Annotated in this window: 12 protein-coding genes; 8 read left to right on the plus strand and 4 right to left on the minus strand. The window is 49.2% G+C overall.

Annotated features, from left to right (window positions below; genetic code table 11):
* The first annotated feature begins 126 nt into the window (after positions 1–126).
* The 7 genes from tig to BIT28_RS12585 all read left to right on the plus strand — a co-directional run bounded on the left by tig (position 127) and on the right by BIT28_RS12585 (position 9125).
* The gene (gene tig / locus BIT28_RS12555; RefSeq protein ID WP_075764146.1) at positions 127–1434 is read left to right on the plus strand and encodes a trigger factor; all 1308 of its coding nucleotides are present in this window, start codon (positions 127–129) and stop codon (positions 1432–1434) included.
* Between the two features lie 107 nt (positions 1435–1541).
* On the plus strand, positions 1542–2165 hold the full coding sequence (clpP, locus tag BIT28_RS12560; protein ID WP_075764148.1) for an ATP-dependent Clp endopeptidase proteolytic subunit ClpP: 624 nt from the start codon (positions 1542–1544) through the stop codon (positions 2163–2165).
* 114 nt (positions 2166–2279) lie between these two features.
* Positions 2280–3560 carry an ATP-dependent protease ATP-binding subunit ClpX gene (clpX, locus tag BIT28_RS12565; RefSeq protein WP_075764150.1) on the plus strand — a complete coding sequence of 427 codons (1281 nt, stop codon included), beginning with the start codon at positions 2280–2282 and terminating at the stop codon, positions 3558–3560.
* A 137-nt stretch (positions 3561–3697) separates the two neighbouring features.
* On the plus strand, positions 3698–6070 hold the full coding sequence (gene lon, locus BIT28_RS12570; protein WP_075764152.1) for an endopeptidase La: 2373 nt from the start codon (positions 3698–3700) through the stop codon (positions 6068–6070).
* A gap of 224 nt (positions 6071–6294) precedes the next feature.
* On the plus strand, positions 6295–6567 hold the full coding sequence (hupB, locus tag BIT28_RS12575) for a nucleoid-associated protein HU-beta (protein WP_075764154.1): 273 nt from the start codon (positions 6295–6297) through the stop codon (positions 6565–6567).
* A gap of 219 nt (positions 6568–6786) precedes the next feature.
* Positions 6787–8676 carry a peptidylprolyl isomerase gene (ppiD, locus tag BIT28_RS12580; RefSeq protein ID WP_075764156.1) on the plus strand — a complete coding sequence of 630 codons (1890 nt, stop codon included), beginning with the start codon at positions 6787–6789 and terminating at the stop codon, positions 8674–8676.
* 161 nt (positions 8677–8837) lie between these two features.
* Entirely contained in the window at positions 8838–9125 is a 288-nt protein-coding gene (locus BIT28_RS12585; protein ID WP_089153676.1) for a ComEA family DNA-binding protein, read from the plus strand.
* 110 nt (positions 9126–9235) lie between these two features.
* Here BIT28_RS12585 and BIT28_RS12590 read toward each other — a convergent pair whose 3' ends face one another.
* Positions 9236–9574, minus strand: coding sequence for a TehB family protein (locus BIT28_RS12590; protein WP_075764160.1), 339 nt, complete (start codon positions 9572–9574; stop codon positions 9236–9238).
* Between the two features lie 133 nt (positions 9575–9707).
* Entirely contained in the window at positions 9708–10280 is a 573-nt protein-coding gene (rrtA, locus tag BIT28_RS12595) for a rhombosortase (RefSeq protein WP_075764162.1), read from the minus strand.
* 10 nt (positions 10281–10290) lie between these two features.
* On the opposite strand from rrtA, the gene BIT28_RS12600 reads away from it, so the two are divergent.
* On the plus strand, positions 10291–10923 hold the full coding sequence (locus tag BIT28_RS12600; protein ID WP_075764164.1) for a tRNA-uridine aminocarboxypropyltransferase: 633 nt from the start codon (positions 10291–10293) through the stop codon (positions 10921–10923).
* 113 nt (positions 10924–11036) lie between these two features.
* Here the strand turns inward: BIT28_RS12600 and BIT28_RS12605 are convergent, their stop codons facing one another.
* Positions 11037–12404, minus strand: a complete 1368-nt coding sequence (locus BIT28_RS12605) for an anti-phage deoxyguanosine triphosphatase (protein ID WP_075764165.1) — start codon at positions 12402–12404, stop codon at positions 11037–11039.
* Entirely contained in the window at positions 12404–12988 is a 585-nt protein-coding gene (gene yfbR, locus BIT28_RS12610) for a 5'-deoxynucleotidase (RefSeq protein WP_075764167.1), read from the minus strand. Before yfbR ends, BIT28_RS12605 begins: the two co-directional genes overlap by 1 nt.
* Between the last annotated feature and the right edge of the window lie 28 nt (positions 12989–13016).

The raw sequence follows: 13016 nt of genomic DNA on the forward strand, positions 1-13016 counted from the left end.
TCAGAATTAAGGCGTTATGGTTTTTGCCTTGTCGTAAGCCATAACACGAAAGGATGCCACCGTCAGCATATGACTGATCGGCAACATCACTCAGAGAATGCTGAGTAAGTTTTGAGGTTAAATAAAATGCAAGTTACCGTTGAAACCACTGAAGGCCTAGAACGCCATCTAACTATCACAGTTCCTGCTGCTAACATTGAAGATGCAGTAACAGCTGAACTGAAGAAAATTGCTAAGAATCGTCGTTTCGATGGTTTCCGTCCAGGTAAAGCTCCGTTGAAAATGGTTGCTCGTATGTTTGGCGCTTCAGTTCGTCAAGACATCCTTGGTGAAGTGATGCAGCGTCACTACATCGAAGCAATTGTTAAAGAAAAAATCAACCCAGCAGGCGCGCCTACTTTCACTCCAGTTGAAATCGCTGAAGGTAAAGATCTAGTATTTAAAGCGTCTTTCGAAGTATTCCCAGAGATCGAACTAGCTGGCCTAGACAAGATCACTGTTGAAAAGCCAGCAGTAGAAGTTAAAGACGAAGACGTTGAGACTATGCTGGACACGCTACGCAAGCAGCAGGCAACTTGGTCTGAAGTTGAAGAAGCAGCAGTTGCAGACAGCCGCGTAACAATCGACTTCACCGGTTCTGTAGACGGCGAAGAATTCGAAGGCGGTAAAGCAGAAGGTTTCGCTCTTGCAATGGGCCAGGGCCGTATGATCCCAGGCTTCGAAGACGGTATCGTTGGTAAGAAAGCGGGTGACGAGTTCACTGTAGAAGTGACTTTCCCAGAAGAATACCATGCTGAGAACCTAAAAGGTAAAGCAGCGTCTTTCGTAATCAAACTACACAAAGTTGAAGCACAGGAACTACCTGAGCTAACTGAAGAGTTTGTTTCTAAGTTCGGTGTTGAAGACGGTTCTGTTGACGGTCTGAAAGCTGAAGTTCGTAAGAACATGGAGCGCGAGCTTAAGCAAGCGGTTAAAGGTCGTATCAAAGACCAGGTTCTTAACGGCCTAATCGAGCAGAACGACATCAACGTTCCTGCAGCGCTTATCGACCAGGAAATCAACGTTCTTCGCCAGCAGGCAACTCAGCGCTTCGGCGGTGATGCTGCAAATGCACCTGAACTACCACGTGAACTGTTCGAAGAGCAGGCTAAGCGTCGTGTAGTAGTTGGTCTGCTTCTGGGTGAAGTGATCAAGTCAGAAGAGCTGAAAGCGGATGACGAGCGTGTTAAAGCGCTTATCTCTGAAATGGCTTCTGCATACGAAGATCCAACAGAAGTTGTTGCTTACTACGAGCAGAACGAGCAGATGATGAACAACATGCGCAACGTTGCTCTGGAAGAGCAGGCGATTGACGCACTTCTAGCTAAAGCACAGGTTTCTGACAAAGAAGTTAGCTTCAACGAGCTAATGAACCAGCAGCAGCCTGCAGCTTAATTTGCTGAAATTACTGTAGAGATTTGACTTTGTTTCAAATCTTCTGCTAACAATGGTCCGTGTGAGAGTAATTTCATTCGGGCCATTTATTTTAGGGAAATAACGTTATGAGCTACCAAGACAACAACGCCATGTCGCCAATTATGAACGCGCTGGTACCTATGGTGGTCGAGCAGACTTCTCGTGGTGAGCGTTCTTACGACATCTATTCCCGACTGCTAAAAGAGCGTGTGATTTTTCTGACCGGTCAGGTAGAAGATCACATGGCCAACCTAGTGGTTGCGCAGCTTTTATTCCTTGAGTCTGAAAATCCAGACAAAGATATTTTTCTATACATCAATTCACCGGGTGGCTCGGTAACTGCCGGCATGTCAATTTATGACACCATGCAGCACATCAAGCCAAACGTGAGTACTTTCTGTATGGGTCAGGCTTGCTCAATGGGCGCCTTCCTGCTGGCTGGCGGTGCGCCGGGCAAACGTTTCTGTCTGCCTAACTCGCGCGTGATGATTCACCAGCCGCTAGGCGGTTTCCAGGGCCAGGCTTCTGATATTCAGATCCATGCTCAAGAAATTTTAACTATCAAGAAACGACTAAATAATCTGCTTGCCGAGCACACTGGCCAGCCGCTTGAGGTGGTTGAGCGCGATACAGATCGTGATAACTTCATGTCGGCAGAGCAAGCAGTCGAGTACGGCTTGGTAGATGCAGTTTTGAGTAACCGTGACTAACTCTGTTTTTGGCTCCGTGGCACAGGTTTGCTGAGACGCGGAGCAAAATGATAAGAGTTGTTATACACTCAAAACAAGGCAATGATGGGTTGAGACCCAAAAAGAGGTTAGCGAATGACAGATAAGCGAAAAGAGAGTGGTAGTGGAAAACTGCTGTACTGCTCTTTCTGCGGCAAAAGTCAACATGAAGTTCGCAAGCTGATTGCTGGCCCTTCTGTTTATATTTGCGATGAGTGCGTTGATCTATGCAACGATATTATTCGCGAAGAAATTAAAGAAGTGATGCCGAAGCGAGACGGCAGCGAACTTCCAACGCCACAGGAAATTCGTGCGAACCTGGATGATTACGTTATTGGTCAGAACCATGCGAAAAAGGTACTGGCAGTAGCGGTGTACAACCATTACAAACGTCTTCGAAATGGCGACACCACCAGTGACGGTGTAGAGCTGGGTAAGAGTAACATTCTGCTGATCGGCCCGACCGGTAGTGGTAAAACTCTACTGGCCGAAACACTGGCTCGTATGTTGGATGTACCGTTTACTATGGCTGATGCAACCACGCTGACAGAAGCGGGTTATGTCGGTGAAGATGTAGAAAATATCATCCAGAAATTGCTACAGAAGTGTGATTACGACGTAGCAAAAGCAGAACGTGGTATTGTATACATTGATGAAATCGACAAGATTTCACGTAAGTCAGACAACCCATCGATTACCCGTGATGTATCGGGTGAAGGTGTTCAGCAGGCCTTGTTGAAACTGATCGAAGGTACTGTTGCCTCTGTTCCGCCACAAGGCGGCCGTAAGCACCCACAGCAGGAGTTCTTGCAGGTTGATACCTCTAAAATTCTATTTATCTGTGGTGGTGCATTTGCTGGTCTGGATAAAGTGGTTGATCAGCGTGTAGCAACCGGTACAGGTATTGGTTTTGGTGCCGATGTTCGTTCTAAAGACGAGTCGCGCACACTGAGCGATCTGTTTGAGCAGGTTGAGCCGGAAGATTTGGTTAAGTACGGTCTGATCCCAGAGTTCATTGGTCGTCTGCCTGTCACGGCGATCCTGAACGAACTGGACGAAGATGCCCTGGTGCAGATCCTGCGCGAGCCGAAGAACGCACTGACCAAGCAGTATGCCGCATTGCTTGAGCTGGAAAATGTCGAGCTTGAGTTCCGTGATGATGCGCTGGTAGCGATTGCCCGTAAGGCAATGGAGCGCAAAACCGGTGCTCGTGGTCTACGCTCGATCGTGGAAGCTGTTCTGCTAGATACCATGTACGAACTTCCTTCTGCAGAAGGCGTGAGCAAAGTAGTCATCGATGAATCAGTCATCAAGGGCGAGTCCGACCCATTGCTGATTTATGAAAACACAGAAAATCAAGCAGCTGGCGCTGAATGATTGTGTAATTACTGCTCATAATGTTGAAAAAAAGGAGGCTTTTGCCTCCTTTTTTATTTTCTGTTACTTATCCCGTTGAATCTTTCTGCTTTACCCCCATATACTCAGTAAAGAGATTGAACGGAAGAGAGAAGAATATGAACCTGGAGCGTTCGGAACGCCTTGAGATCCCCGTTCTGCCACTACGAGATGTGGTGGTCTACCCTCATATGGTTATTCCATTGTTTGTAGGCCGGGATAAATCTATTCGTTGTCTTGAGTCGGCAATGGATGACAATAAGCAAATTTTGTTGGTAGCCCAGAAAGAAGCGGCTACCGACGAGCCTTCGATCGACGATCTGTATGATGTCGGTACGGTTGCCACTATTCTTCAGTTACTGAAGTTGCCTGATGGTACGGTGAAAGTGCTGGTTGAAGGCCAGCAGCGTGCCAAGGTTGAAAATCTACGTGATGATGAGTTTTTCACTGCAGATGCTGAATTTCTTGTAACCCAGGAGATGGACGAGCGTGAGCAGGAAGTGCTGGTCCGTACGGCGATCAACCAGTTCGAAGGCTTTATCAAGCTGAACAAGAAGATCCCGCCGGAAGTGCTGACGTCGCTGAACGGTATTGATGAGGCGGCACGCCTTGCCGATACCATTGCTGCGCATATGCCGCTTAAGCTTGCCGACAAGCAGAAGGTGCTAGAAATCGTTGATATCACGGAACGCCTCGAGTTCCTGATGGCAATGATGGAATCTGAGATTGACCTGCTGCAAGTTGAGAAGCGCATTCGTGGCCGCGTTAAGAAGCAGATGGAAAAGAGCCAGCGCGAGTATTACCTCAATGAACAAATGAAGGCTATCCAGAAAGAGCTGGGTGAGCTGGATGATGCACCGGATGAATTCGAATCTTTGAAGAAGAAGATCGAAGAGTCGAAAATGCCGGCTGAGGCGCGTGAAAAAACTGAGCAGGAATTGCAGAAGCTGAAGATGATGTCGCCGATGTCAGCGGAAGCGACGGTTGTGCGCGGCTATATCGATTGGATGCTGAGCGTGCCATGGCACAAGCGTTCTAAGGTGAAGAAAAACCTGGCCAAGGCAGAAGAAGTCTTGAATGCTGACCATTATGGTCTGGAACGTGTTAAAGAGCGTATTCTTGAGTACTTGGCGGTTCAGAGCCGTATCAACAAGCTGAAGGGACCTATCCTATGTCTTGTTGGTCCTCCTGGTGTCGGTAAAACCTCGCTGGGGCAGTCTATTGCAGCTGCAACAGGCCGTAAGTACGTGCGTATGGCACTGGGTGGTGTACGTGACGAGGCGGAGATCCGTGGTCACCGTCGTACCTATATTGGTTCTATGCCAGGCAAACTGATCCAGAAAATGGCCAAAGTGGAAGTGAAAAACCCGCTGTTCCTGTTGGATGAGATCGACAAGATGTCATCGGATATGCGCGGCGATCCATCGTCAGCTTTGCTGGAGGTACTTGATCCTGAACAGAACAATGCGTTCAATGACCACTACCTGGAAGTTGATTACGATCTGTCTGACGTGATGTTCGTGGCGACCTCGAACTCAATGAACATTCCGGGACCGCTGCTTGACCGTATGGAAGTGATCCGTCTTTCGGGTTATACCGAAGATGAGAAACTCAATATTGCCAAGCGCCACCTGTTGGAGAAGCAGATCAAGCGCAACGGCCTGAAGCCGGGTGAGGTTGAAGTCGATGATTCTGCCCTGATCGGCATCATCCGTTATTACACCCGTGAAGCGGGCGTGCGTAGCCTGGAACGTGAAATCTCCAAACTATGCCGTAAGGCGGTAAAAGAGATCCTGCTTAATACTGACACCAAGACGGTGACGATCACTCAGGAAAACCTGAAAGCTTACCTGGGCGTCCAGCGCTTCGATTACGGTAAAGCTGAAGAGAACAACCGTATTGGTCAGGTAACCGGTCTGGCCTGGACGGAAGTAGGCGGTGATCTGCTGACGATTGAAACTGAGTCGATGCCGGGCAAAGGTAAGTTTACCTACACCGGTTCGCTGGGTGATGTAATGCAGGAGTCGATCCAGGCGGCAATGACCGTCGTGCGTACCCGTGCCGAACGTCTTGGTGTGGCTGCAGACTTCTACGAGAAGCGTGATATTCATGTTCACGTACCGGAAGGCGCAACACCGAAAGACGGCCCGAGTGCAGGTATCGCGATGTGTACGGCGCTGGTATCTAGTCTGACGGGTAACCCGGTACGCGGTGATGTTGCCATGACGGGTGAAATCACGCTGCGTGGTGAAGTATTGCCGATCGGTGGCCTGAAAGAAAAACTGCTGGCTGCACACCGTGGGGGTATCAAGACGGTACTTATCCCGAAAGAGAATGAGCGTGATTTGGAAGAGATCCCAGATAACGTGATTGCTGATTTGGTCGTGCGTCCGGTGCGTTGGATTGATGAGGTGCTGACCGTTGCACTGCAGAATAATCCGACAGGCATTGAGCTGGTTAACGCCCAAAACAGTGACATGCAGCAAAGTTAAGTAAAGAAAAAACGCTTTCAGGTGCAAAAAGCCTTGTCAGCGTTTTTTTGTATCGCTATAAGTTAGGTCTAATTCGCTGTAAGCTCAATAATATCAATACTTACCCGTATCTCAGGTGTTCTGTGCTGGTATAATTAGGCCTGATACATTTTTTTTGTCCGTTGCAAGTTTTAAGCTTGTTGACAAGGTGGCTTGCGGACAAGGTTCATAGAGGGGATGAAATCGTGAACAAAACTCAGTTAGTTGATAAAATTGCTGAAAATGCAGATATTTCTAAAGCGTCAGCTGGTCGTGCTCTGGATGCATTCATTGACGCTGTTTCAGACACCCTGAAAACAGGTGATCAGGTTGCGCTAGTTGGTTTCGGTACTTTCTCTGTACGTGAGCGTGCAGCACGTACCGGTCGCAACCCACAGACAGGTGAAGAAATCCAGATTGCTGCTGCGAAAGTACCTGGCTTTAAAGCGGGTAAAGCGCTTAAGGATTCTGTAAACTAATAGTGGGCATCGGCCCGCTGTTTGTATTGAACAAACATCGATGCGGGTTGTCAGAGTTACTGACAACTTGGCATGAAATGAGGGCGCATCGAGTTGATGCGCTTTTTTTACTTTGTATCAGGGTGAAATTTTCAGTATCTAGTGCCTATTGGCTAGATACCCGAAGGCATTCTTCACAACCACAGTGCCAGATCGAATGAGTAGGAGATACGGCAGATTATGATGGAGCGTATGCGCGAAGGCGCTAGCAGCATTTGGGTCAAGATCATTCTTGGCTTAATTATTTTATCTTTTGTTTTTGCTGGTGTGGGTAGTTACCTTGCCGGTGGCAGTGAGCAAGCCGCTGCAAAGATTGATGATCGAGAAATCAGTCAGCGTGAGTTCGAGCAGGCCTACCAGAATGAACGTAACCGTATGCAGTCGCAGCTTGGTGAGTACTTCACAACGCTGATGGGCGATCCGGCTTATGTACAGCAGTTCCGTCGTAGCGTGCTTGATCGCATGGTCAATGATGTACTGGTTGAGCAACGTGCCAAAGAGCTTGGTTTGCGTATCAGTGATGAGCAGATCCGTAGCTCGATTGTCTCAATGCCTGAGTTCCAGCGTGATGGTAAGTTTGACAACGAGGTTTATAATACCTTGCTTCGTCGTTCTGGCTTCACACCGGAAATGTTTGCCGAGTCAATGCGTACAGATATGCTGCGTCAGCAGCTACTGACTGCCATTCAGGGCAGTGATTTTGCATTGGGCAATGAGCTGGCAGCACTGACTAAGCTTGAGAAGCAGCAGCGTGTTATCCGCAGCCTGACTCTGGACGTGGCTGAGTTTCAGAAGAACGCAGATGTTTCTGAGGAAGCAATCCAGGCTTTCTATGATCAGAACCCACAGATGTTCACCCGCCCTGATCAGGTCAAAGTGGCTTACATCGAGCTGTCAGGCGAGGGCCTGAAAACCACGCTGGAAATCTCTGAAGACGATGCAAAAGCTTTTTACGAAGAGAACCAGGCTAAATTTGGCACAGCCGAGCAGCGCTTAGCTAGCCATATCCTTATCCAAGGTGACAGCAGCGAAGCAAAAGCCAAGGCTGATACTCTGTTGGCTGAGCTAAACGGCGGGGCGGACTTTGCCCAGTTGGCCGAGTCGTCTTCTGACGATACGTTCAGTGCCAAAGAAGGCGGTAAGCTGGATTGGTTTGAGCGCGGTGTGATGGATCCGGCTTTTGAAGATGCGGCATTTGCACTGAACAAAGGTGAAACATCTGCAGTTGTTAAGACCTCGTTTGGCTACCACATCATCAAGCTAGACGATATCAAGGCTTCTAAGGTTAAGCCATTTGCTGATGTGCGCGATGACATTGTTGCCGAGCTTCGTGAGCAGCGTGCAGCAGAAGAGTTCTACGACCTGCAGACTCAGCTGGCCGAGACGGCGTTCGAAATGCCAGATTCGCTGGACGATGCCGCAGCGGCTGTGAATGCTGAGGTACAGACTACTGACTTCTTCGCTCAGAACGATGCGCCAGGCGTATTGGCTAACCCTGCAGTAATGCAGGCGGTATTTAGTCCGGAAGTGCGTGAAGATGGCCTGAACTCCGATGTGATTGAGATTGGTCCTGAGCATGTCGTTGTTGTACGCGTCGAAGACTCTCGTGATGAGATGGTACTACCTTTCGACGAGGTATCTGACTCCGTTAAGCAGCAGTTGGCAGCTCAGCAAGGCGAGCAGGCTGCACAGGCAAAAGCTGACGAGATCATTGCTGCGCTTCGTGACGGCAATACAGGTATCCTTGAAGCCGAGTCACTGAGCTTCTCTGATGCGCAAACCATCAGCCGCTCTGGTGCTGACCGTATGGTTGCCCAGGTTGCCTATGGGCTAGCCAAGCCTGTCGATAGCAAAGCAGTTTACGGTATGACGCGTGACATGTCCGGCAATGTGCTGATTATCGCTTTGGATGAAGTGATTGAGGCAGATGTTGATCAGGTTGCATCAGACAGCCAGTTGGCCACTCAGGTTGAGCAGATGAATGCACAGCAGGATGTAATGGCTACACTGGAAGTACTGAGAAACACGGCTGAGGTTAGTTATCCAACTCTGGATGCACCAGCAAACTAATTGTAATTTAGCAATTCGTTAACGGGCCGCCATTGTGCGGCCCGTCGTTTTTCTGCCATATCATTATGCATTTCTATTTACCTCCCTTCCTCCCGATTTAAGCTAATTACCGCAGAACCGCGAAATATTCCTATTTGGTTTGTAATTAGTGGAGGTTAATTTTGAATGTATTCTTTCATGCGGTAATACTGATTGCCGCGCTATGCTTTGTTCCTGTGGGGCATGCTAGTGGTGATTCACATGAGGGTATTGAGATCACGGTGAATATCAATACAGCGAATGCTGAAGAGCTGGACAAGTTATTACTTGGTATTGGGCCGGACAAAGCAGCAAATATCATTGAATACCGTAATACTCATGGTACGTTTGCCACAGCTGACGAGCTAGAAAATGTGAAGGGGATAGGCGCTGCGACTGTCGCCAAGAACCGGGAGCGAATTAAGCTTTAATCTTTCTTCAAAGTACAGCGGCTGAAGAAGAGAGGTATGTGGTTCTTCTTCGCCTTCCTTGGCGAAGCTGTTTGAGTGAAGGGGGGGTTCCATTTCTTGGTAATTGTTGGTTATTTCTTGGTATTGAATAGGGGCTGATCTTTCTTTTCTTTCTCTGACCAGAAGTTAATGTTGAACTGTGCGTCTTCTGAGATTTCGATGCGGTGCCAGTATTGAGGTGGACTGGTTGCGAACTGGCCGGCATTGATGACAACTGTCATTTCGGGCTCGGTTGCCTCACTATTCGCGAAACCGTGATAAGTAACGCTACCTTCTATAACACAAAGCTGTCCGAACACACCTTCTGCCGTATTATGGTGCGATAGCAATGCCGCTGGTACCGTCTGCTTGGTAAAGAAAGGGGTTGAACGCTGAATTGTCCAATCAGCTGGAATTCGTAGATGGCTCATAATGACCTCTTATCATGCAAGTGAGAACTAAATTGGTTTGATCTTAACTTGTATTTATAATGCAAGTTAAGGCTGGTGTTGTCAATAATAATTCTCATTTGCAATGGTGTGTGTAAAGAGTGTTCGGCAGTTATTAATTTAAGAGCTTGTTTTTATTTAAGCTTTTCTTCAATATGACCGGGATTAGTGCGCAGACTACACCGGCAATGGCACCGAGAAGGTGTGCTTCGATAGCTATGCGTGCCCCGATAAGTGCCGCTGAGCTGGCCGAGCCGCCGAAGTATTGTTCAGAAGCGATTTTACCAACGAGCCCCAGCATAAGCAGCCAGCCACCTTTCTGTTTGGTCTGGATATCTCTTACTGCCCCCCAGGCAAAGAGCCCGTGAAGTACCCCTGATAGCCCAGCATACCACTGAATGTCGGTCGCTATGATCCCAAGCCCAACGACAGCCGAGAGTGCCAGTATTAGCAAGCTATATGGGCGGGCAGAGTAATGTAACCGATAAATGAATGTGATGATTGCCAGCGCCATGGTATTCATTATCATATGCGGCCAATTGGTATGGGTCAGGTTTCCTGTTAGGATCCGCCAGACTTCGCCATCGAGTATTGCACTGCGATCCCAGGCCAACCAGTATTGGGCGACGGGCCACTGTGCGATGAAAAGAGCTGTGATGGCAATAATCAGAAAAGTACGAATAGACAAGGTCACCTCGATGAGCCGATATTGTGAGCAGTGCGGCAAGGCCCAAAAAGCCTGTATTTGCAGCTGGATCCAAACTGTTGATGCTAAAACCGAACTCTGGATATTACAACATCCTTCAGAGGTAAAACGTGCAATTGGTACCGCACGTATACTGACGCTCTCTTTACCCAATGCCCGGTTGTGGGTTGGAGAGGATTTTTCTGATCATGATGAGCTGAACACCTTGTTAAGCGATCCTTTGCGAGATGTCTATATTGTATACCCTGGAGAATATTCGGAGCCTGTTTCTTCACTGGCCCGGCAGCCGCAGCATGAAGGCGTAAAACGAGTACTGATTTTGCTTGATGGGACATGGAAAAAAGCCTACAAAATGTGGCAGTTGTCCAGTAACCTCCAGGTCCTGCCTACGGTTAATCTGGATAATGTCGAGAAGGGTAATTACCGGATCCGCAAGTCACCCAAAGAGCAGGGGGTTTCAACCGTCGAGGCCGGTTATCTGGCTTTGGCCGCGCTCGAAGGGGAAGCCAAGTTCTCCCCCTTGATTGATGCTTTCAACCGAATGATTGATTTTCAGATCCAGCAAATGCCCGAGGGGGTGTTTGAGCGGAATTATAAACGTGAAACTCAAGATTCTAATTCCTAATTTATGGTTAGGCTGTCGTGGTCTAGTGTCCTCCACTTTTCAAGGTGAGGGCTAGGATGGTGTTTCGCGAACCCCCTCCCAACCTCCCCCCTTGAAAATGGGGAGGGGTTTGTCTAAAACCCATGGCCTTCGTGGCCGACGCCAACGGCGGTGGTTGGCTGGAATAGAGTGCTGTAAAGTCGCTGGGCAAAGCCATCAGTCATTCCCGAGATGTAATCCGCAATGATCCTGTGCGCATTTTCTCCGTTGCTGATGGCCTTCTCCCATCGCTCCCGAGTATTGGCCGGAAGCAAGCGTTCCGGGTCGGAGGCAAATGCTTCGAACAGTTCCATCACCAGTTGTTGCCCTTTGTATTCGAGCAACTGGATCTCCGGTTTTTTCACCACAAAATCACTGACAAACTGTTTTAATACCTCTAGCACTCGCTCCATCGACTCGGAGAGGAAGGCATTCCACTGGAGAAGAGGCTCGTCAAAACTATCGACGCCGTTTTGAATAGCCGGAGCGATATGAATGGAAGTCAGCAGGGCGTTGACCATTGCCCCGATGGCATCTTTGCGCTGGTGGTGGGTGCCGAATAGCTGTTCGCTGAGCTTGCCAATACGGGCCTCCAGCCAGGGCTCACCGCAGTCGGCAAGCTTGCTGGCAACGGCCTCGTGCCATTGCTCGCGGGTGACGATACCCATCACGATGGCATCCTCCAGATCATGCACACCATAGGCGATATCATCGGCCAGCTCCATAATCGAGCAATCGAGTGATTTGAAGCGCGTTTTCAGGTGCTCTGTCGGGCGGCTGCGTTGACAGCGCATCTGGCTAAAGAGTTCGCGGTCGTGATCGGAGAGCAGTGCCAGCACCCATTCGAAGGTTTCCGTATCATCGTTATACACCCCTTTGGCAGGGTGCCAGTCCTTGGCCTTGAGGTGACGATAGTTGGCCACTTCTGCTGGTAGTTCTGTTGCTCGGGTATTGCTAATCAGTGCTGGGTATTTCAGTAGCCCGAGTAGGGTGCGGCGTGACAGGTTCATGCCGAAATGTTCGGTATAAGGCTCGAGCAGGGTAACGATACGAAATGTCTGGGCGTTGCCTTCGAAGCCTCCGTGTTCGCGCATCATGTAGTTCAGTGCGACTTCGCCGCCGTGGCCAAAGGGAGGGTGGCCGATATCATGTGCCAGACACAGGCTTTCCATCAGGCTAGTCGATGGCAGCAGATCACGAAACGTCGGTTGTTTGATTTTCAATTGGGCCACAATGCCGGTGCCAATTTGGGAGGCTTCCAGAGAATGCGTTAGCCGGGTGCGGTAAAAGTCATGATGCCCGGCTCCGTGAACCTGAGTTTTGGCCTGCAAGCGACGGAATGCGGCAGAGTGCAGGATCCTTGCCCGGTCGCGCTGGTAGGCTGAGCGATGGTCGTTGCGGCGAACTTTCTGTTCATTGCTTTTTCGGTTTTCCCAGGTGGGAGCGAGAATAAATTGTGTCATTAACTGATGTCGTCCAGCGTTAGGTTGAAACTATCTACAAAAGTATCGAGAAAGTACTGCATCTCGGGACTGGAGCGCTCCGACAGGGTCTGTTCGAGGCGTTTCTTGGCCTGGGTAAATTCATGGTTGCCGGCACTGAGTTCTTCAAGGCATTTGAGGTACGCACACAAGCTGTCAGCTTGCTTGACGATGGCATAATCCTCTTTGTTGATAGAGTGGCTATCGAGCAGCGGCGCGTAGTCGTCCCGAAATTCCTCCGGCAGCATCGACAGCAGCTTTTGCTCGGCAGCAAGTTCAATCTTTTTATACTCTTCGGCAATGGTCGGGTTGTAATATTTGATCGGGGTCGGCATATCACCCGTCAGCACTTCGCTGGTGTCATGGAACATACCGAGCAGGGCAATGCGCTCGGGATTGGTGTTGCCGCCGAATTTACGGTTTTTGATCAGTGCCAGAGCATGGGCGACAAAAGCGACCTGAAGGCTATGTTCCGAGATGTTCTCGGTTGAGACACTTCGCATTAGCGGCCAGCGCTGGATGAGCTTCATACGTGCCAAATGGGCAAAAAAATGACTTTTTTCCATATCGATACTTCTTTTGCGGCTGAGAGTG

The sequence above is a fragment of the Photobacterium proteolyticum genome (assembly GCF_001939735.1).
Lineage (GTDB): Bacteria > Pseudomonadota > Gammaproteobacteria > Enterobacterales > Vibrionaceae > Photobacterium > Photobacterium proteolyticum.